Raw genomic sequence first — 19,119 nt, 5'->3', positions numbered from 1 at the left:
CGCGGCCTGCGTCCCAAAAGTGGTCTACACCAATATATGTGTACTCCGACGAACGCAGGAAGGGCCCCGGGTGTTCCCGGCCCCGCCCCGGGGCCCCGGCGGGGCCCATCGGCCGGCCACCGCACCCGGAGGGCGAATGATGAGTTCGGCAGGCGCCACGGCATCCCAGACCACGTGGTGGCACACCTTCTACGGCGGCCTCCAGAAGATGGGCCGCTCGCTCCAGCTGCCGGTGGCGGTGCTCCCCGCCGCCGGCATCCTCAACCGGCTCGGCCAGCCCGACGTCTTCGGCAAGGACGGGCTGGGCTGGGACAACGTGGCCAAGGTGTTCGCGGCGGCCGGCGGCGCACTGCTGGACTCCTCGTTCGGCCTGCCGATCCTGTTCTGCATCGGCGTCGCGATCGGCATGGCGAAGAAGGCCGACGGCTCGACGGCGCTGGCCGCGGTGGTCGGCTTCCTCGTCTACTTCCGAGTGCTGCACGCCTTCCCGGAGCACTGCAAGCCGCCGACCGTGCTGGTGAGCGACCAGTGCGTGGACTACACCTCGGCGAAGGCGGCGGCGGCGACGTACCAGAACCCCGGCGTGCTGGGCGGCATCCTGCTCGGCCTGATGACGGCCTGGCTCTGGGTGCGGTTCCACCGCACCAAGCTGGTGGACTGGCTGGGCTTCTTCAACGGCCGGCGGCTGGTCCCGATGATCACCGCGCTGGTCGGCATGCTGCTGGCCGTCGTGGCGGTCTGGGCGTGGCCGCCGATCGGCCGCGGCCTGAACTCGTTCAGCCAGACCCTGGCCGACCTGGGCGCGGGCGGTGCGGGCATCTTCGGCGTGGCCAACCGAGCGCTGCTGCTGATCGGCATGCACCAGCTGCTGAACACCTTCGTCTGGTTCCAGTTCGGCGAGTACACCAAGCCCGACGGCATGGTCGTGCACGGCGACATCCCGCGCTTCCTGGCGGGCGACCCGACCGCGGGGCAGTTCCAGTCGGGCTTCTTCCCGATCATGATGTTCGCGCTGCCGGCCGCCGCGCTGGCGATCGCCCACTCGGCGAAGCCGCACCGGCGCAAGGAGATCTACGGCCTGATGCTCTCGGTCGGCCTGACCTCCTTCGTGACCGGCGTCACCGAGCCGATCGAGTACTCCTTCGCCTACATCGCCCCGGCGCTGTACGCCGTGCACGCGCTGCTGACCGGCGCGTCGATGGCCGTCACCTGGGGGCTGGGGGTGCACGACGGCTTCAGCTTCTCGGCCGGCCTGATCGACTACGTGATCAACTGGGGCCTGGCCACCAAGCCGTGGCTGATCATTCCCATCGGCCTCGCCTTCGCCGCCGTGTACTACGCCCTCTTCCGCTTCATCATCGTGAAATTCAACCTGAAAACCCCGGGGCGCGAGGACGAGAGCGAGGTCGAGGACGTGACCAAGCCATAAACCGAGCGTCACCGCGTCGAATCCGAAAAGGCCCCCGGACCGCCCGTCCGGGGGCCTTCGCCATATCCGGGCCGGGCCGATGGTCCCGGTGCGAACGCCCATCGGCCCGGCCCGGACGGGCAGTCGGTGACGAGCCGGTGACCTGCCGTGGAGCATCCGGCCGCCCCGGCTTTTTGTTGCGCAAATAGCCAAAATGCCAATCACGGCGGGTAATCAAGATCGTTGATCCGCAAGTAGGTTTCGATTTCATAGCGCTTCTCAGCTGCGGCGCTTTCAAGGGTTCCGCCCCTCCTCCACCCGTGCTACAAAACTGGTCTACACCACGTGTGGTGTAGACCAGTTCGCGGTTCGGCCCCCTGTGCACCCTCTCCCGACCGACCCGCCCTTGCCGTTAGGAACCCACCCCCATGAGTCAGTCTGCGCAGGCACCGGCGCCCGCCACGGCTCCGGCCACACCCAGCCCCACCAAGAAGTTCGGCCAGAACCTGCTCCAGGGTCTGCAGAAGATCGGCCGCAGCCTCCAGCTGCCCATCGCCGTTCTCCCCGCCGCCGGTCTGCTGATGCGTCTGGGCCAGGACGACGTCTTCGGCAAGGACGGCCTCGGCTGGAACAAGGTGGCCGCGGTCTTCGCCACCGCGGGCAACGGCGTCTTCGACAACCTGCCGCTGCTCTTCGCGGTCGGCATCGCCATCGGCTTCGCCAAGAAGGCCGACGGCTCGACCGCCCTCGCCGCGCTGGTCGGCTTCCTGGTCTACAAGAACGTGCTGACCGCGTTCCCGATCACCGAGGGCCACATCGCCGACGGCAAGTGGGTCCCCGCGACCTACCAGAACCCCGGCGTCCTCGGCGGTATCGTGATCGGCCTGCTCAGCGCCGTGCTGTGGCAGAAGTACCACCGCACCAAGCTGGTCGACTGGCTCGGCTTCTTCAACGGCCGCCGCCTCGTCCCGATCATCATGGCCTTCGTCGGCACCGCCGTCGGTGTCCTGTTCGCCCTGACCTGGGGCCCCATCGGTGACGCGATCAAGAGCCTGAACGACACCCTGATCGGGGCCGGCGCGTTCGGTGCCGGTGCGTTCGGCCTGGTCAACCGCGGCCTGCTGCCGGTCGGCATGCACCAGTTCGTGAACTCCTACGCCTGGTTCCAGACCGGTGACTTCACCAAGGCCGACGGCACCGTCGTGCACGGCGACCTGACCCGCTTCTTCGCCGGTGACCCGACCGCCGGACAGTTCATGTCGGGCTTCTTCCCGATCATGATGTTCGCCCTGCCGGCCGCCGCCTTCGCCATCGCCCACACCGCCAAGCCGCACCGCCGCAAGGCCGTCACCGGCATGATGCTGTCGCTGGCGCTGACCTCCTTCGTGACCGGTGTCACCGAGCCGATCGAGTTCTCCTTCGTCTTCATCGCCCCGCTGCTGTACGTGATCCACGCCCTCCTCACCGCCGTCTCGATGGCCGTGACCTGGGCGCTCGGCGTGCACGACGGCTTCACCTTCTCCGGCGGCCTGATCGACTACCTGCTCGCCTGGAGCAAGGCCACCGACCCGTGGATGATCATCCCGCTGGGCCTGGCGTTCGCCGCGCTGTACTACTTCCTGTTCCGCTTCGCGATCGTGAAGTTCGACCTCAAGACCCCCGGTCGCGAGGACGACGACGAGATCGAGGACGTCACCAAGGCCTGACACCCGCACCACCCCGCACCACCCCGCACGCCGCTCACGGCCCCGCCCCGCCACCCGCTCCCCGGGTGGCGGGGCGGGGCCGTTCGTGTGCCCGGGCGAGGCGGTCCGCGGGCCCGCGACCGTCTCAGCGGGTGTCCACCGCGGCGGCCGCCCGCTGAGACGGTGGTTGACGGATCCGCGGACCCGCTGGTCAACTGAAGCGGTGAACGCCCCCCGTCTGCTGGTGACCCGCAGCCACATCGACTTCGGTCGCGTGTGGTCCGCGGCGTGTCGCGGCTGACCCGAGCGTTCCCCCCGCCGCCGCCCGGCTGACGTCCCCGCCGCGCCCCGGCCCGCGCACCACCCCGTCACCCGCGCCCGCCCGCGCCCCGGGCGGGCCGGCCCGTGCCCGCGCACACCCGCCCGCCCCGTCCCCGGGACCGCGTCCCCAGGACCGCGGGCCGCTCCGCGACCACCGCACGCCCCGCTTCCGTCCCAGGAAAGTCAAGGCCGCCCATGCCCCGCCAGCTGCACCTTTCCGCCGCCCTCGACAGCCCCGGCCACGTCGACGCCGCGCACTTCACCGCCCTCGCCCGGCTCGCCGAACGGGCCGCCCTCGACTTCGTCACCCTCGACGACTCCTACGCCCCCGAACCGCGGCGGCTCGACGCGCTCGCCACCTTCGCCCGGCTCGCCCCGGTCACCCAGGGCCTCGGCCTGGTCCCGACCGTCACCACCACCCACACCGAGCCGTTCCACACCTCCCTGTCGGTCAACACCCTGGACTGGGTCAGCGAGGGCCGGGCCGGCTGGCTGGTCGGCGTCTCCGACACCGAGGCCGAGGCCAGGGCCTTCGGCCGCAAGGGCACCGCCCCGGCCGACGAGCTCTGGGCCGAGGCCGCCGACGCCGCCGAGGTCGTCACCCGGCTCTGGGACAGCTGGGAGGACGACGCCGAGATCCGCGACACCGCCACCGGCCGGTTCGTCGACCGCGCCAAGCTCCACCACATCGACTTCGAGGGCCCGCACTTCTCGGTCCGCGGCCCCTCCACCACCCCCCGCCCGCCGCAGGGCCGCCCGGTCGTCGCGGTCACCGTCACCGCCGCCGACCTCGCCCCGGACGCCGGCCCCGGCGGCCGTGCCCGGGTCACCACCGCGGCCCGCTACGCCGACGTCGTCCTGCTGGACGCCCCCGACCGGGCCACCCGGCTCACCGCCGCCACCGAACTGCGGCTGCGCGGCGGCGAGGCGCTGCGGATCCTGGCCCGGATCCCGGCCGCGCTCCCCGACGACGCCGCGACCGCCGCCCTGATCGCCGAGGTCACCGAGGGCGGCGGCGGGGTCGACGGCTTCCACCTGGTTCCCGCCGACCCGGCCCGCGACCTCGCCGCGATCGCCGACCGCGTCGTACCGGCGCTGCGCGAGCGCGGCCTGTTCCGCGCCGGCTACACCGGCCGCACCCTGCGCGAGCACCTCGGCCTGGCCCGCCCCGCCAGCCGCTACGCGCTCGCCGCGACCATCCCCACGCCCGCCTCCCCCGCAGCCCCCGTGACCGCCGAGGTGACCCGATGACGGACCGCCCGCTCAAGCAGATCCACCTCGCCGCGCACTTCCCCGGCGTCAACAACACCACCGTGTGGAGCGACCCGGCCTCCGGCAGCCAGATCGCCTTCGACTCCTTCCGCCGCCTCGCCGCGACCGCCGAACGCGGCCGGTTCGACTTCTTCTTCCTCGCCGAGGGCCTGCGGCTGCGCGAGGTCAAGGGCCGGATCCACGACCTGGACGTGGTCGGCCGCCCCGAGTCGATCACCGTGCTCGGCGCGCTCGCCGCCGTCACCACCCACCTCGGGCTGGCCGCCACCGTCAACGCCACCTTCAACGAGCCCTACGAGCTGGCCCGCCGGTTCGCCTCCCTGGACCACCTGTCCGGTGGCCGCGCCGCCTGGAACGTGGTCACCTCCTCCGACGCCTTCACCGGTGAGAACTTCCGCCGCGGCGGCTACCTCGACCGCGCCGACCGCTACACCCGGGCCGCCGAGTCCGTCGCGCTGGCCCGGGCGTTCTGGGACGCGGCGGGCGAGGGGACGGTCCGCCACCAGGGACCGCAGTTCGACGTCGAGGGCACTCTCTCGGTGCCCCGGCCGCCGCAGGGCCACCCCGTGGTGATCCAGGCCGGCGACTCCGACGAGGGCCGCGAGTTCGCCGCCGCCACCGCCGACGTGATCTTCAGCCGGCACTCCACCCTGGCCGCCGGCCAGGCCTTCCACGCGGACGTCAAGCGGCGGCTCGCCGGGTACGGGCGCAAGCCGGACGAGCTGAAGATCATGCCCGGGGTCACCTATGTGCTGGGCGACACCGAGGAGGAGGCCGTCGAACGGGCCGCCGCCATCCGCCGCGCCCAGGTGAGCCCGGCCACCGCGATCGCCTACCTGGAGCAGGTCTGGGGCGTCGACCTCTCCGACCACGACGTGGACGGCCCGCTCCCGGCCGGCGACCCGGTCCGGGGCTCCGATCTCGTCCAGGGCCGCACCTCGCTCGGCGACCCCCTGGAGACAGCCGCCAAGTGGCGCGCGGTGGCCGCCGAGAAGAAGCTCAGCAGCCGTGAGCTGGTGATCGAGGTGACCGGCCGGCAGAGCTTCATCGGCACCCCGCGGAGCGTCGCCGACCAGCTCGACCGGCACGTGCAGAGCGACGCCGCGGACGGCTTCATCCTCGTCCCGCACCTCACCCCCGGCGGGCTGGACGATTTCGTCGACAAGGTGGTGCCGCTGCTCCAGGAGCGCGGGGTGTTCCGCACCGAGTACACCGGCACGACGCTGCGCGACCACCTCGGCCTGCCGGTCCCCGGACGGCGCTGACCCCGCCCGGCGGGAACCGTCAGACCCGGCCCAGCCGGGCGGCGTGCACGCCGGCCTGGAAGCGGCTCTCCGCGCCCAGGCCGGCGGTCAGTTCGGCGACCAGCCGGCGCACCGTCCGCTCCGACAGCTCCAGCTTGCGGGCGATCGCCGCATCGGTCCGCCCGGCCGCCAGCAGCCGCAGCACCTCGATCTGACGATCCGTCATCACCTCACCCTCGGGCAGGAGTTCGGCGGGCGCCCAGGCCGCCGACCAGAAGTACTCGAACAGCTCGGCGACCAGCGCCACCAGCGCCGGCTCACGCACCACCACGGCCTCCTCCGCGACCGGGGCGTCCCCGCCGGGGCCGGCTCCCGGGGCCGGCAGGATCGCCAGCCGGGCGTCCACCACGATCAGCCAGAGCGGCAGCGAATGGGCCACCCGGATCCGCGCCCCGGCGGCGGTCAGCTCCCGGACGTGCCCGAGCACCGCCGGACGGCGCAGCGCGGCCACCGGGTGGATGGTGCGCAGCGCGGCGCCGTGCGCGAGGGCGAGGCGTTCGCGGGCGAGCTTGCCCGCCAGCGCCGGGCCGGAGAGGTCCTGGCCGGGGCGCAGCGAGAGCGCCTCGGTGCGGGCGCCGCGGGCGGCGTCCTCCAGCAGGGCGGCGATCCGCTCGGCGCCGCGGACGACTTCCAGCGCGGTGCCGGCGCGGTGCCGCTCCTGGACGGGCAGGTAGCCGGTGTGCAGCCGGTCCACCGTGTCGCGGGCCCGGTGCAGGGCCCCGACCAGTTCGGCGACCTGCCGGTCGGCGTCGAGCAGCAGCTGCCGGACGGCGGTGTCCACGGACACGGCGGCCTCGCCGCCGGCGCGGTCGGGGGCGCGGCCGGCCGCGGCGGGCTGGAGCAGGCCGAGGGCGAGGAGTTCGGCGGTGGCGGCGGCGATCCGGCGTTCGTCCCAGTCGGGGAGCAACGCGGCGGGCGGACGGCCGGGTTCGGCGAGCAGCAGGGCGTAGAGCCGGGTGGCGTCCCGGTCGGCGGGGCTCTCCATCGGCGCAGCCTAGTGACGGCCCGCGTCCGTCCGTCCGGGGTTTCCACCCTGCGAGACGGGCTGCTTCCGCTCCCGGTCATGGCCGGTTCCGGCAGCGCTCCGGGCGCTGACCGGCGGCGGTCCGGTGGTCAGGATGGCGCCCATGACCGCTCTTCCCGAGGCTTCGACGATCTGGCTGGACGGCGCGCTGGTGCCCTGGCACGCGGCGACCACGCACGTCCTCTCCCACGGCCTGCACTACGGCACCGGGGTGCTGGAGGGCACCCGGGCGTTCGCCACGGCGGACGGCCCGGCGGTGTTCCGGCTGCCCGAGCACCTGCGCCGGCTGGAGCGCAGCGCGCGCATGCTGCGGATGGAGCTGCCGTACGGCGTGGACGACCTGGCCGGGGCCACCCTCGCCCTGGTCCGGGCCAACGGCCACCGCTCCTGTTACCTGCGGCACTTCGCCTTCCTGGGTTACGGCACGATGGGCCTGGACATGCGGTCCGCGCCGACCAGCACGGCGATCGCGAGCTGGCCGTGGCACTCCCAGCTCCCGGACGCGGAGGGCGGGATCCGGCTGAAGACGAGCAGCTGGCGGCGGACCGACCCGAACGCGGTGCCGCCCGCCGCGAAGGCGACCGGCCCCTACCTGAACTCGGTGCTGGCCCGCCGGGAGGCGACCGACGCGGGTTACGACGAGGCGCTGCTGCTCGGCCCGGACGGCGCGGTGAGCGAGTGCACGGGCGAGAACGTGTTCGCCGTCCGCGACGGGGTGCTGCGCACTCCGCCGACCAGCGCGGGCGCGCTGGAGGGGATCACCCGGGACACCCTGCTCACGCTGGCCCGCGACCTGGGCGTGCCGGTGCGGGTGGAGCCGCTGCTGCGTTCGGACCTGTACGCGGCGGACGAGGTGTTCCTGTGCGGGACGGCGGCCGGGGTGGTGGCGGTGCGTTCGCTGGACGACCGGGAGCTGCCGGCCGTCCCGGGAGCGCTGACCACGCGGCTGCGGGCGGCCTACGAGGCGGCGGTGACCGGCGCGGACGGGCGCTACCGGCACTGGCTGACGTACGTGGGGTGAGCCGAGGTACGCGAGGTGGGCCGACGTCCGCGCGTCGCGTGGGTCAGAGCTCGTAGACGGCGCCGGGCCGGGCGATGTCCACCGGTCCGGGGAAGGCCGCCGCCGCGTCCCGCCGGTTCAGCTCGGCGTCCGTCCACGGCGGGATGTGGGTGAGGACGAGTCGGCGGGCGTCGGCCGCGGTGGCGTGCTCGCCGGCCTCGCGGCCGTTGAGGTGGACGGCCCGGTAGGTGTCGCGGCCGTCGAGGTAGGCGGCCTCGCACAGGAAGAGGTCGGTGTCCCGGGCGAGCTCGACGAGTTCGGGGCTCTCGCCGGTGTCGCCGGAGTAGACGAGGCTGCGGCCGGCGTGTTCGAGCCGGAAGGCGAAGGCGTCGACGGGGTGGTTGACCTGGGCGACGCCGATCCGGAACGGGCCGAGGTCGAAGCGGCCGGGGGTGAGGGTGCGGAACTCGAACACCTCCTTCATCCCGGGGTTCTCCGGCATGTCGTAGGCGCGGGCCATCCGGGCGGCGGTGCCGGCCGGGCCGTAGACGGGCATCGGATCCGGACAGCCCTCGGCCCGGTAGTTGCGGGCGACCCAGTAGGCGCACAGGTCGATGCAGTGGTCGGCGTGCAGGTGGCTGAGCAGCACGGCGTCGACGTCGTAGATCGAGACGTACTTCTGCAGGGCGCCGAGCGCCCCGTTGCCGAGGTCGAGCACGACGCGGTAGCCGTCGGCCTCCACCAGGTAGCTGGAGCACGGCGAGTCGGCGGACGGGAAGCTCCCCGAGCACCCCACCACGGTCAGTTTCATCCGAGCCCCTCCGCCCCGACACGTCCTGGCTGCCGCTGGTCATGACAGCGGGCCGGGAATGCCGGCCGGAGGCGCTGCCCTGCGCGTGTTGTCGAGAGTAAGGGCGGAGCGGCACTTTGCCCCCGTCTCCGTGCCGTGCTGTGGCTGGAATCACCAGAACGCCCGGGGAGCCGGGGGCGGGGGCGCCGCGGTGGGGCGTCAGCGGTGGCCGGGGCGCCGGCGGGCCCAGCCGCGGATGGTGTCGGGGTACCACCGGGGGTGCCCGCCGGCGTCGACCAGGTCCGGTTCGGGCAGCAGGCCGTGCCGCCGGTAGGTGCGCACGGTCTCGGGCTGGACGTTGATGTGGCGGGCGATCTCGGTGTACGACCACAGGTCGGTGCTGCGGCTCACGGGTCACCTCCGCTGGTGCGTGGGGGGACGTTCGTGAACAGCCTTTCCGGGCGCCGGGCCGACCCGGGCCCCGGAGCGGGGACCGTGGTCGAACCGTGACGAACCGGAAGCAGGACGCGGACAAAACCCCGGTGGTCGCGGCCGGGGCCGCGGACCGGTCAGGCCCAGAGCTGGCCCTGCAGCGCCTCGACGGCGGCCTCGGTGGACTCGGCGGTGTAGATGCCGGTGGACAGGTACTTCCAGCCACCGTCGGCGACCACGAAGACGATGTCGGCGCGCTCGCCGGCCTGGGCGGCCTTGCGGCCCACCCCGATCGCCGCGTGCAGGATCGCGCCGGTGGAGACGCCGGCGAAGATGCCCTCCTGCTGGAGGAGTTCGCGGGTGCGCCGGACGGCGTCGGCGGAGCCGACCGAGAAGCGGGTGGTGAGCACCTCGGCGTCGTACAGCTCGGGGACGAAGCCCTCGTCGAGGTTGCGCAGGCCGTAGACGAGGTCGTCGTAGCGCGGCTCGGCGGCGACGATCCGCACCCCGGGCACCTTCTCGCGCAGGTAGCGGCCGACGCCCATGAGGGTGCCGGTGGTGCCCAGGCCGGCCACGAAGTGGGTGACGGTGGGCAGGTCGGCGAGGATCTCGGGGCCGGTGCCGGTGTAGTGGGCGCCGGCGTTGTCGGGGTTGCCGTACTGGTAGAGCATGACCCAGTCGGGGTGCTCGGCGGCGATCTCCTTGGCGATCCGCACGGCGGTGTTGGAGCCGCCGGCGGCGGGCGAGGAGATGATCTCGGCGCCCCACATGCGCAGCAGTTCGCGCCGCTCCTCGCTGGTGTTCTCGGGCATCACGCAGACCATCCGGTAGCCCTTGAGCTTGGCCGCCATGGCCAGCGAGATGCCGGTGTTGCCGCTGGTGGGTTCGAGGATGGTGCAGCCGGGGGTGAGCCGGCCGTCGGCCTCGGCGCGCTCGATCATGTGCAGCGCCGGGCGGTCCTTGATGGAGCCGGTGGGGTTGCGGTCCTCCAGCTTGGCCCAGAGGGTGACCAGGCCCTCGCTGTTGCCGGGCACCGCGGCGGACAGCCGGGGCAGGCGGACCAGCGGGGTGTTGCCGACGGCTTCGAGCGGGCTGTCGTAACGCAAGGGGTCCTCCGGCGGGCGGCGGTGGGGTTCGGTACGGACGGCCCGCCCCGTCCCGGGCGGTGCGCGGGACGGGGCGGGCGGGCGGTCAGCGGGCGCCGCCGGCCACGGCGGGCAGGATGGTGACGCTGTCGCCGTCGGCGACGGCGGTGGAGATGCCCTCCAGGAAGCGGACGTCCTCGTCGTTCAGGTAGACGTTGACGAAGCGGCGCAGCTCGCCGCCGTCCAGCAGGCGGGCGGCGATGCCCGGGTGGCGGGCGTCGAGGTCGGTGAAGAGTTCCCCGAGGTTGCTGCCGGTGCCCTCGACGGCCTTGGCGCCGTCGGTGTAGGTGCGGAGGATGGTCGGGATGCGGACCTCGATGGCCATGGGTGCGCTCCTGTGCGAGTCGTGAGGTGGGTGGGCCGCAGCGGGCGCGGCAGGGCGTTGCGGCCCGGGGCGGTGGTCTCCACGGGCGGGCCGGACGGGCGGCTCAGCGCGAGCGCGCCGGCGTACCGGGACAGATCGCGCCGGCGTGCCGGCACAGGTCGATGTGCAGGCGCGCCACGAGGCGGGTGCCCGGGGCCTGAGTGCTCACATCGACGGAACGCATGGGCTCATCGTATAGATTCCCGGGCCCGCTCCTCCATGCCCGTCTCGGGATGCGGATGAGTTCGTCCCTCATGTCGGGACGGGCCCGAAAACGGCAACGGCCCGCCGACCGCTCGCGGGCGGTCGGCGGGCCTCGCCCAGGTGGGTGCGGGTCAGGCCGGATAGGCCTCGACGACCTGGACGTCTTCCTCCGTGATCACGCCGTCCACGATGCGGAACGAGCGGAACTGGTACGGGTCCCCGGCACCGTTTCCCTCGGCGGTCGAGACCAGGACGTAGTGGGCGTTCGGCTCGGAGGCGTAGCTCACGTCGGTGCGGGAGGGGTAGGCCTCGGTGGCGGTGTGCGAGTGGTAGACGATCACCGGTTCCTCGTCCCGGTCGTCCATCTCGCGGTAGAGCTTGAGCAGATCGCCCGAGTCGAACTCGTAGAAGGTGGGCGAGCGGGCGGCGTTGAGCATCGGGATGAACCGCTCGGGGCGGCCGCTGCCTTCCGGCCCGGCGACCACGCCGCAGGCCTCGTCCGGATGGTCGGCGCGGGCGTGGGCGACGATCGCGTCGCGCAGTTCTCGGGTGATGGTCAGCATGGCGCCAGGATAGCCACGCCCCGGCGGTGGACCGCCGGGGCGTCCGAGGCTCGGTCAGCGGGCCCCGGTGCCACCGTCGCCCGGCACGTGCAGGTGGTCGTGGGCGACCGCGTGCACCGCGGTGGGAGTGCGGCGCCGCAGCCCCCGGTAGCCGGCGACCAGCAGCACGGCCCAGACCGGGAAGACGTACAGCGAGATCCGGTTGGACTCGTCCAGGGCGATCAGCACGACCACCATGACCAGGAAGGCGAGCGCGGCCCAGCTGCTCCAGGCGCCGCCGGGGGCCTTGAAGGAGGGCGGCGGCAGGTGGCCGCCCTTCCAGGCCCGGCGGTAGCGGATCTGGCAGATCAGGATCATCGCCCAGGTCCACAGGCCGCAGACGGTGGCGACCGAGGTGATGTACTCGAACGCCTTGGCCGGGACGAGGTAGTTGAGCACCACGCCGAGGCCCATCAGCAGCGCGGAGGCGGTGATCGCGGCGGCCGGGCTGCGGTGGCCGTTGAGCCGGGTGAGCCGCCCGGGGGCCTGGCCGCGCAGGGCGAGGTCGCGCAGCATCCGGCCGGTGGAGTACATGCCGGAGTTGCAGGAGGAGAGCGCGGCGGTGAGCACCACGAAGTTGATGATGCCGGCCGCGGCGGGGATGCCGATCTTGCTGAAGGTGGCGACGAACGGGCTGACGCCGGGCTGGAACTCGGTCCACGGCACCAGCGACAGGATGACGACCAGGGCGCCGATGTAGAACAGCGCGATCCGCCAGGGCAGGGTGTTGATGGCCCGCGGCAGGGTCTTCTTCGGGTTCTCGCTCTCCCCCGCGGTGACGCCGACGAGTTCGACGCCCAGGTAGGCGAACATGACGATCTGCAGGGTCATCACGGTGGCGCCGACGCCCTTGGGGAAGAAGCCGCCGTCCTGCCAGAGGTGGGTGATCGACGCGGTGTCGCCGGCGTCGCTGAACCCGAGGGTGAGCACCCCGATGCCGATCAGGATCATGCCGATGATCGCGGTGACCTTGACCATGGAGAACCAGAACTCGATCTCGCCGAAGATCTTCACCGAGATCAGGTTGGCCCCGTAGAGCAGCACCAGGAAGCAGAGCGCGCAGAGCCACTGCGGGATCCCGGGGGCCCAGAACTTCACGTAGACGGCCGCGGCGGTGGTTTCCGCCATGCCCGTGACAACCCAGAAGAGCCAGTACGTCCAGCCCGTCACGTAGCCGGCGAAGGGGCCGAGGAACTCCCGCGCGTACTCGGCGAAGCTGCCGGCCACCGGGCGGTAGGTGAGCAGTTCGCCGAGCGCCCGCATGATCGCGAAGATCACCACGCCGGCGACCGCGTAGGACAGGATCAGGCTGGGGCCGGACTTCGAGATCGCGGTGCCCGCGCCGAGGAACAGGCCGGTGCCGATGGCGCCGCCGATCGCGATCATCTGGATCTGGCGGCTGCCCAGACCCCGGTGGTAGCCCTCTTCGTCCGGTCGGGCGTCGACGACCTCGTCGTAGAGCTGTTCGGCCATGCTGCACCGTCCTGGATGGGATGTCGCGGGTGGCACTCGCGGGAGTGGGGCAGCAGTCGTACCACGCACGATCCGGATACCGGTGTCCATCTGAGCGATATTTGAGCATGACTCGATAGGTTTTCGCCCGTTTTGGACGGAAAAGCCCCGGCCGCCCGTCCAGCATGCGGACGAGTGGCCGGGGCCCGGCCGAACGGGTGGGACGCGCCCCCCGGGGGCACCTCCGGGGCGTCAGTCGGCGACCGCCTCCAGCAGCGACTCCTGCAGGGCGCCGAGCCACAGGTAGGCCATCACCAGCGGCTTGCGGTCGTCGGCGTCCGGCAGGTCGTACAGGCCCTGCTCGTCGTCCTCGGTGACCTCCAGCCGCACGCCCAGGGCCAGCCGCAGGTCGTTGAGCGCGCCCAGCCAGCGCAGGCACGCCGGGGCATCCAGGCTGACCAGGCCGCCCTCGCCGCCCAGGCCGTCCAGCGCCCGGACGACGTGCAGCGCGTCGTCCCGCTTGCGGGCCCGCAGGTCCAGCTCGGTGTAGCGGCGGAACTCCCCGGAGGCCTCGGCGGACCGCGGGTCGGCCGGCCCGCCCGGATCCCCGTAGGCGTCCGGGAAGAGCCGGGCCAGCGCCGGATCGTCGGGCGCCTCGGTCGGCCCCTCGGCGAACAGCGCCGCCAGCGGGTCGCCGTCCCCGTCGCCGCCCGGTCCGGGGCCGATCAGCTCCAGCATCTGCACTTCCAGCGAGCGCAGGATGGAGGCCTCCAGCTCGTCCAGCGCGAGCACCGCGCCCCCGGCGCCGGCACTCTCGAACAACCCAGCCATCGGTATCGGTCAGCCCGTCCTCGTCGGTTCCAGTGGTCCGCGGCCGCACGGCCGCCGGTACGGCCGGTCGTGCAGTCGGGTCGTGCGGTCAGTCGTGCTGCAGGGTCGCCCAGAGGCCGTAGCCGTGCATCGCCTGCACGTCGCGCTCCATCTCCTCGCGCGAGCCGCTGGAGACCACCGCCCGGCCCTTGGTGTGCACCTCCATCATCAGCTTCCGGGCCTTGTCCTTCGGATAGCCGAAGTAGGCCTGGAAGACGTACTGGACGTAACTCATCAGGTTGACCGGATCGTTGTGGACGATGGTGACCCACGGGGTGTCCGGCTCCGTCACCGGTACGCCCTCGACCTCCGGGCGCTCGATCTCCACGGGCGCGACACTCACCGCCGGATCCTCCTGCCGCTCAGTTCGGTTCCCGGGTGGCTCCCACCCGGCCGTCACGTGGCTTCCACGTGCCCCTCCTGCCCCATGCTGCCATCCGGGGGACCGACGGGCGATTCCGCCCCCGGGGGCGCGACGCGCTGGAAGGATCTCCGCGCCGAGAAATCGTCACATTGACGCTAAGGGGTAGTAGCATCATCCGCATGGACGCCACTCCCGTGCCCGCGGCCGGCTCGACCGCGCTGCTCACCGATCGCTACGAGCTCACCATGCTGCAGGCCGCCCTGCGCAGCGGGGCCGCGCACCGCCGCTCCGTCTTCGAGGTGTTCACCCGCCGACTGCCCGCCGGCCGGCGCTACGGCGTGCTGGCCGGCACCGGCCGGGTCCTGGACGCGGTGGAGAACTTCCGCTTCACCTCCGCCCAGCTGGACTGGCTCGCCGCCCAGCGGGTGGTCGACGAGGACACCCTGCGCTTCCTCGCCGACTACCGGTTCACCGGCGACATCCACGGCTACCCCGAGGGCGAGGTCTACTTCCCCGGCTCGCCGCTGCTGACCGTCGAGGGCAGCTTCGCCGAGGCGGTGATCCTGGAGACGGTGATCCTCTCGATCCTCAACTACGACTCGGCGATCGCCGCCGCGGCCTCCCGGATGACGTCCGCGGCCGGCGGGCGCCCGGTGATCGAGATGGGCGCCCGGCGCGCGCACGAGCGGGCCGCCGTCGCCGCCGCCCGCGCCGCGTACGTGGCCGGCTTCGCCGCCACCTCCGACCTGGAGGCCGGCTTCACCTACGGCATCCCGACCACCGGGACCGCCGCGCACGCCTTCACCCTCGTCCACGACAGCGAGCGGGACGCCTTCCGGGCGCAGATCGACTCGATGGGCCGGGGCACCACCCTGCTGGTCGACACCTTCGACCTGCGCGAGGCCGTGCACACCGCCGTCGAGGTGGCCGGCCCCGAGCTGGGCGCCGTCCGGATCGACTCCGGCGACCTCACGCTGCTCGCCCACCGGGTCCGCCGCCAGCTCGACGAGCTCGGCGCCACCGGCACCCGGATCATCGTCACCTCCGACCTCGACGAGTACGCGATCGCCGCGCTGGCCGCCGCCCCGGTGGACGGCTACGGCGTGGGCACCAGCCTGGTCACCGGCAGCGGGCAGCCGACCTGCGCGATGGTCTACAAGCTGGTCGCCCGCGCCGCCGGGCCGGACGGCCCCCTGGTCCCGGTCGCCAAGCGCGCGGCCGGCGGCAAGACCAGCATCGGCGGGCGCAAGTGGGCGGCCCGGCGGCCGGACGCGGACGGCATCGCGGAGGCCGAGGTGGTCGGCACCGGCCCCGTCCCGGACGCCCTGGCGCCGCACCTGGTGCAGGTGCCGCTGATCAAGGCCGGCGAGGTGGTCGGCCGGGAGACGCTGGAGGCCGCGCGCGAGCGGCACGTCCGGGCCCGGGCGGCCCTGCCGCTGTCGGCCACCCAGCTCTCCAAGGGCGACCCCGTGCTGGCGACCGAACTGCACGTGTGACGCCCGGCCCGCGGGCGGCTGCCGGGCGGCCCGGGGGGCTCCGGCCGGCGGCCCGGGGACGCTTCGTGGACGCTCCGTGGACGGCGGAAGGTCCGGACCGGGCCCGGGCCTTCCGCCCCCGGATGCCACTGCCTACAGTCGAACGTAGAGTTCCCCCGTACGGACCGTGAGGCCCCCTCACGTCCCCGCCACCAGTCCTCCGCAGGACCCCACCAGACCGAGGAATGCCAGCCATGCACCGGGCACTGATCGTCGTCGACGTGCAGAACGACTTCTGCGAGGGCGGCAGCCTGGCCGTCGCCGGCGGGGCCGAGGTGGCCGCCGCGATCACCGACCTCATCGCCGAGTCCTCGCCCGGCTACCGGCACATCCTCGCCACCCGCGACAACCACATCGACCCGGGCGACCACTTCTCCGACGACCCCGACTACGTGCACAGCTGGCCGGCGCACTGCGTGGCGGGCACCGAGGGGGTCGGCTTCCACCCCAACTTCGCCCCGTCCGTCACCTCCGGCGCGATCGAGGCGGTCTTCGACAAGGGCGCCTACGCGGCGGCGTACAGCGGCTTCGAGGGCGTGGACGAGAACAGCCGCGGGCCGGCCGAGTGGCTGCGCGAGCGGCAGGTCACCGAGGTGGACGTGGTCGGCCTGGCCACCGACCACTGCGTCCGGGCCACCGCGCTGGACGCGGTGCGGGCCGGGTTCACCACCCGGGTGCTGCTCGACCTGACCGCCGGGGTGGCCGCGCCCACCACCGCCGCCGCGCTGGACGAGCTGCGGGCGGCCGGGGTGGAGCTGGTCGGCGCGCCGGTCGTCGGGGGCTGAGCCCCGCTCCGGCGGCGGCCGGCCGGGCGGTCAGTGCTCGGTGACCGTCAGCTCCACCACGTCGGTGCCGCCCTGCCGGAACGCCTCGCGCAGCTCGGCGCCGACCGCGCCCGGATCGTCGGCCAGCCGCGCGGCGCAGACGTACACCACCCGCACCCCCAGGTACTCCATCCGGTGCCGGCCGCCGCGCACCCAGGCCGCCTCGGCCTCGCCGAGGCAGCGCGCCTCCGAATCGACCTCGACCGCGACGCCCGCCTCCGGCCAGTAGAGGTCCGGGACGGCGACGTACGTGCCGCCGCGCATCCGCAGCTCCGGGCCGGTCAGCGGGGCGGGCAGCAGCCACTCGTCGGCCAGCTCGCCGACGAGCACCAGCACCCGGTCCCGCTCGGCGGCCAGCAGACCGTCCAGCACCGCCCGCACCAGGGGGTCGGCGACCAGCCCGCACTCGGCCAGCTCGGCGGCCAGCTCGTGCACCGGACAGCGCAGCTCGGGCCGGCGCACGGCCTCGTGGAGCACCTCCCGGACCGGCACCGGCCGGCCCGCTCCCCCGCCGGCCCGCTCGCCGGACATCCACTCGCCCAGCGCGTCGGCGACCGCCCTGGCCACCGGGGCGCAGGCCAGCCCGTGCACCGAGCGCGCCACCAACTCCCGCCCGGTGCGCCGGATCCGCACCTCACCGGCGTCCTTCAGCCGCCGCTGGCGGGGCACCAGCACGTCCACCCCGGTGAGGGCGGGCAGCCGGGGCACGGCGGCGAAACCGTACAGCGCGAGCGCGGCGGCGCCGGTGATCGCCGCCCCCTCGCGGCGCCCCTCCTCCCGGCCGTTCTGCGCCGCGTACAGCAGCGCCGCCCACATCCGCTGCTCCGGCGAGGGGTCACCGGACTGCAGCAGGTAGACCCGGGGCAGCAGCCGCCGCCAGGGGCCGCCGCGGCGGCAGTGCTCGCTGATGATCCGGGCCGGCACACCCCGGGCGCGCAGCTGGCCGGCGGTGAGGACGTTCTGCTGACGGCGCGCCAGTTCCTCCAGGGACGGCGGCGGCATGGGAATCCGGTAGTTCATGCCGACACCATCCCCAACGCCAGGGAGCGAGTTCCGGCCGCCTGACGCACTGTTACTCAACCGTCGCGAAACCGGGATCAGGCTGCACTAAAGTCCTCATACCCTCACCCATTCGGAGGAATGGGTGATCATCTGGTTGTCATACTCGATCATCATCGATCAGCCACCAGGCCGTCTGACCCTGCGTGATCAAGCACATACGGCGAAGTCACCTCCGGGCGTCACTCCAGCCCGCCGGATTGCCTACCCTTAGTACATGTCACGTGACGAGACCGCCGGCCTCCGCGCGGCCCAGCTCCGGCTCGGACGCCTGCCCGGATACGTCCGCCGGCCGGACCCGGCCCGCCGCAGCGGCGCACAGGGCCATACCTACAAGAAGGGTTGGGAGGTCCGCTTCACCGCGCGCAGCGAAGCGGAGATAGCGGAGATCCGCGACCTCGTGGTCGCCGCCGGATTCGCCCCCGCCCGCCCCTTCTTCAAGGGCCACCAACTGATCCAGCCCGTCTACGGGATGGCAGCCGTCCAGGCCTACCTGGCGGCTAGACAGGCGGCCGAGGAACACGCGGCGCGCACCGCCGACGGGCGGGCCCGGCGGGGCGCCGGAGCCGCCCGGCCGCGGGCCGCCGCCAAGACCGCGCGCGAGGCCGTCCACGAAGCCGCCCAGGAAGCCGTCGACGAGGTGGCGCACGACGCGGCCCACGAGGAACAGGAGGCCCAACAGGCCCAGCAGACCCACGAGATCGAGCAGACCCAGCAGGTCCGGCCGGACGCCGGACGCGCGGACGTGGAGCACGCGACCGCGGAGCACGGGGCCGCGGACGCCCGGGGCCGGGAGCACGAGCGGGAGCGGGAGCGACTGACCGCCGCCACGGAAGCGGCCGGGACCGCAGGGGCCGCGGCTGCGGCGGCCGCGCGGCTCGCCCGCCGCCGGGCGGTCGAGGCGTTCCCCGCCCAGCTCGCCCGGGGCGCCGCACCGGACGACCGCGTCGGCTCGGCCGAGGGCCGCCGCAGCAACACCTGACCGTTCGTCAACTTCTAACTCGTACACGGCGATCCACCGTCGAAGGGCCGGGCACGCGGGATGCGTGCGACGGGGCCGGCCCATCACCCCGCCCCCGCCCGGGGCCACCGGGGCCAGGCCCGTGCGCGGCATCGCCGCAGCCCGGAGCGGTCCGACACGACCCGGCCGGCGCGTGAACGGTGGTGCGCCCGGTGGTGCGGGTGCGGCTTCGCGCCGCAGACGTGGACGAGAGCCCCCGGACCGCCTACGGTGGCACATCACACCCTCTGCGATGTCGCACCGACCGGCCGCCGCCACCGGCCGCTCCACCCCGCTGACCGGCCACGACGCTCCGCACCCACGCCTCTGACACCACTGCGCACCACTCCCCGCCCGTCCGCCACCGCCGCACCGCCGAGCCGCCCCAGGGGCCCGGCGAACCCGCCGTACCGCTGGAGTTCGCGGCGTTCTGCGAGCTGCACCGGCCGCGGTACCTCAGCTAT

The 19,119-nt window shown here is 73.4% G+C and carries 19 protein-coding genes; 8 read left to right on the top strand and 11 right to left on the bottom strand.

What is annotated here, in order from left to right:
- The first annotated feature begins 139 nt into the window (after nt 1–139).
- From ACFVUH_RS28690 to ACFVUH_RS28675, 4 genes are all read left to right on the top strand, one after another.
- Nucleotides 140–1,429, top strand: coding sequence for a PTS transporter subunit EIIC (locus tag ACFVUH_RS28690; RefSeq protein WP_387916269.1), 1,290 nt, complete (start codon nt 140–142; stop codon nt 1,427–1,429).
- Between the two features lie 407 nt (nt 1,430–1,836).
- Nucleotides 1,837–3,114: a PTS transporter subunit EIIC gene (locus ACFVUH_RS28685; protein ID WP_355370635.1), complete on the top strand. Its 1,278-nt coding sequence runs from the start codon at nt 1,837–1,839 to the stop codon at nt 3,112–3,114.
- Between the two features lie 495 nt (nt 3,115–3,609).
- Nucleotides 3,610–4,665: an LLM class flavin-dependent oxidoreductase gene (locus ACFVUH_RS28680; RefSeq protein WP_387916180.1), complete on the top strand. Its 1,056-nt coding sequence runs from the start codon at nt 3,610–3,612 to the stop codon at nt 4,663–4,665.
- Nucleotides 4,662–5,951 carry an NtaA/DmoA family FMN-dependent monooxygenase gene (locus ACFVUH_RS28675; protein WP_387916179.1) on the top strand — a complete coding sequence of 430 codons (1,290 nt, stop codon included), beginning with the start codon at nt 4,662–4,664 and terminating at the stop codon, nt 5,949–5,951. Before ACFVUH_RS28680 ends, ACFVUH_RS28675 begins: the two co-directional genes overlap by 4 nt.
- Before the next feature lie 19 nt (nt 5,952–5,970).
- Here ACFVUH_RS28675 and ACFVUH_RS28670 read toward each other — a convergent pair whose 3' ends face one another.
- Nucleotides 5,971–6,975, bottom strand: coding sequence for a LuxR C-terminal-related transcriptional regulator (locus ACFVUH_RS28670; RefSeq protein ID WP_387916177.1), 1,005 nt, complete (start codon nt 6,973–6,975; stop codon nt 5,971–5,973).
- Between the two features lie 142 nt (nt 6,976–7,117).
- On the opposite strand from ACFVUH_RS28670, the gene ACFVUH_RS28665 reads away from it, so the two are divergent.
- A complete protein-coding gene (locus tag ACFVUH_RS28665; RefSeq protein WP_387916175.1) occupies nt 7,118–8,035 on the top strand; it encodes a branched-chain amino acid transaminase in 918 nt (305 codons plus the stop codon).
- A gap of 43 nt (nt 8,036–8,078) precedes the next feature.
- On the opposite strand, the gene ACFVUH_RS28660 is transcribed toward ACFVUH_RS28665, so the two are convergent.
- From ACFVUH_RS28660 to clpS, 9 genes are all read right to left on the bottom strand, one after another.
- Nucleotides 8,079–8,825, bottom strand: a complete 747-nt coding sequence (locus tag ACFVUH_RS28660) for an MBL fold metallo-hydrolase (RefSeq protein ID WP_355370649.1) — start codon at nt 8,823–8,825, stop codon at nt 8,079–8,081.
- A 198-nt stretch (nt 8,826–9,023) separates the two neighbouring features.
- Entirely contained in the window at nt 9,024–9,215 is a 192-nt protein-coding gene (locus ACFVUH_RS28655) for a MerR family transcriptional regulator (protein WP_355370652.1), read from the bottom strand.
- A gap of 158 nt (nt 9,216–9,373) precedes the next feature.
- Nucleotides 9,374–10,342: a cysteine synthase gene (locus tag ACFVUH_RS28650; protein WP_355370654.1), complete on the bottom strand. Its 969-nt coding sequence runs from the start codon at nt 10,340–10,342 to the stop codon at nt 9,374–9,376.
- Between the two features lie 85 nt (nt 10,343–10,427).
- Nucleotides 10,428–10,706, bottom strand: coding sequence for a MoaD/ThiS family protein (locus ACFVUH_RS28645; RefSeq protein ID WP_355370657.1), 279 nt, complete (start codon nt 10,704–10,706; stop codon nt 10,428–10,430).
- Between the two features lie 103 nt (nt 10,707–10,809).
- Nucleotides 10,810–10,929 carry a putative leader peptide gene (locus tag ACFVUH_RS28640; RefSeq protein ID WP_310593142.1) on the bottom strand — a complete coding sequence of 40 codons (120 nt, stop codon included), beginning with the start codon at nt 10,927–10,929 and terminating at the stop codon, nt 10,810–10,812.
- A 151-nt stretch (nt 10,930–11,080) separates the two neighbouring features.
- Entirely contained in the window at nt 11,081–11,512 is a 432-nt protein-coding gene (locus tag ACFVUH_RS28635) for a M67 family metallopeptidase (RefSeq protein ID WP_355370660.1), read from the bottom strand.
- Between the two features lie 54 nt (nt 11,513–11,566).
- Entirely contained in the window at nt 11,567–13,024 is a 1,458-nt protein-coding gene (locus tag ACFVUH_RS28630; RefSeq protein ID WP_387916173.1) for an amino acid permease, read from the bottom strand.
- A 231-nt stretch (nt 13,025–13,255) separates the two neighbouring features.
- Nucleotides 13,256–13,834 carry a DUF2017 domain-containing protein gene (locus ACFVUH_RS28625; RefSeq protein WP_387916171.1) on the bottom strand — a complete coding sequence of 193 codons (579 nt, stop codon included), beginning with the start codon at nt 13,832–13,834 and terminating at the stop codon, nt 13,256–13,258.
- 88 nt (nt 13,835–13,922) lie between these two features.
- Entirely contained in the window at nt 13,923–14,216 is a 294-nt protein-coding gene (clpS, locus tag ACFVUH_RS28620; RefSeq protein ID WP_030308112.1) for an ATP-dependent Clp protease adapter ClpS, read from the bottom strand.
- Nucleotides 14,217–14,416: 200 nt separating this feature from the next.
- Between clpS and ACFVUH_RS28615 the strand changes: the two genes are divergently transcribed.
- On the top strand, nt 14,417–15,733 hold the full coding sequence (locus ACFVUH_RS28615) for a nicotinate phosphoribosyltransferase (RefSeq protein WP_355370667.1): 1,317 nt from the start codon (nt 14,417–14,419) through the stop codon (nt 15,731–15,733).
- A gap of 233 nt (nt 15,734–15,966) precedes the next feature.
- Nucleotides 15,967–16,557, top strand: a complete 591-nt coding sequence (locus ACFVUH_RS28610; RefSeq protein ID WP_355370669.1) for an isochorismatase family protein — start codon at nt 15,967–15,969, stop codon at nt 16,555–16,557.
- A 30-nt stretch (nt 16,558–16,587) separates the two neighbouring features.
- Here the strand turns inward: ACFVUH_RS28610 and ACFVUH_RS28605 are convergent, their stop codons facing one another.
- The gene (locus ACFVUH_RS28605) at nt 16,588–17,616 is read right to left on the bottom strand and encodes a hypothetical protein (RefSeq protein WP_355370672.1); all 1,029 of its coding nucleotides are present in this window, start codon (nt 17,614–17,616) and stop codon (nt 16,588–16,590) included.
- A gap of 256 nt (nt 17,617–17,872) precedes the next feature.
- On the opposite strand from ACFVUH_RS28605, the gene ACFVUH_RS28600 reads away from it, so the two are divergent.
- Nucleotides 17,873–18,637 (top strand): hypothetical protein, encoded by a 765-nt coding sequence (locus ACFVUH_RS28600; RefSeq protein ID WP_387916170.1) that lies wholly within the window; start codon nt 17,873–17,875, stop codon nt 18,635–18,637.
- Nucleotides 18,638–19,119: the final 482 nt, after the last annotated feature.

Source organism: Kitasatospora sp. NPDC058032 (assembly GCF_042885845.1).
Lineage (GTDB): Bacteria > Actinomycetota > Actinomycetes > Streptomycetales > Streptomycetaceae > Kitasatospora.
The sequence above is the reverse complement of the archived record's forward strand: the minus strand, read 5'-3'. Positions and strand labels throughout refer to the sequence as shown.

Bases quoted from the DNA above. Each gene is read 5' to 3' on its own strand.
- ACFVUH_RS28605 (WP_355370672.1), bottom strand. From the start codon at position 17,616: ATGAACTACCGGATTCCCATGCCGCCGCCGTCCCTGGAGGAACTGGCG.
- ACFVUH_RS28670 (WP_387916177.1), bottom strand. From the start codon at position 6,975: ATGGAGAGCCCCGCCGACCGGGACGCCACCCGGCTCTACGCCCTGCTG.
- ACFVUH_RS28600 (WP_387916170.1), top strand. From the start codon at position 17,873: ATGTCACGTGACGAGACCGCCGGCCTCCGCGCGGCCCAGCTCCGGCTC.
- ACFVUH_RS28665 (WP_387916175.1), top strand. From the start codon at position 7,118: ATGACCGCTCTTCCCGAGGCTTCGACGATCTGGCTGGACGGCGCGCTG.
- ACFVUH_RS28615 (WP_355370667.1), top strand. From the start codon at position 14,417: ATGGACGCCACTCCCGTGCCCGCGGCCGGCTCGACCGCGCTGCTCACC.
- ACFVUH_RS28660 (WP_355370649.1), bottom strand. From the start codon at position 8,825: ATGAAACTGACCGTGGTGGGGTGCTCGGGGAGCTTCCCGTCCGCCGAC.
- ACFVUH_RS28645 (WP_355370657.1), bottom strand. From the start codon at position 10,706: ATGGCCATCGAGGTCCGCATCCCGACCATCCTCCGCACCTACACCGAC.
- ACFVUH_RS28685 (WP_355370635.1), top strand. From the start codon at position 1,837: ATGAGTCAGTCTGCGCAGGCACCGGCGCCCGCCACGGCTCCGGCCACA.
- ACFVUH_RS28625 (WP_387916171.1), bottom strand. From the start codon at position 13,834: ATGGCTGGGTTGTTCGAGAGTGCCGGCGCCGGGGGCGCGGTGCTCGCG.
- ACFVUH_RS28610 (WP_355370669.1), top strand. From the start codon at position 15,967: ATGCACCGGGCACTGATCGTCGTCGACGTGCAGAACGACTTCTGCGAG.
- ACFVUH_RS28690 (WP_387916269.1), top strand. From the start codon at position 140: ATGAGTTCGGCAGGCGCCACGGCATCCCAGACCACGTGGTGGCACACC.
- ACFVUH_RS28640 (WP_310593142.1), bottom strand. From the start codon at position 10,929: ATGCGTTCCGTCGATGTGAGCACTCAGGCCCCGGGCACCCGCCTCGTG.
- ACFVUH_RS28630 (WP_387916173.1), bottom strand. From the start codon at position 13,024: ATGGCCGAACAGCTCTACGACGAGGTCGTCGACGCCCGACCGGACGAA.
- ACFVUH_RS28675 (WP_387916179.1), top strand. From the start codon at position 4,662: ATGACGGACCGCCCGCTCAAGCAGATCCACCTCGCCGCGCACTTCCCC.
- ACFVUH_RS28635 (WP_355370660.1), bottom strand. From the start codon at position 11,512: ATGCTGACCATCACCCGAGAACTGCGCGACGCGATCGTCGCCCACGCC.
- ACFVUH_RS28680 (WP_387916180.1), top strand. From the start codon at position 3,610: ATGCCCCGCCAGCTGCACCTTTCCGCCGCCCTCGACAGCCCCGGCCAC.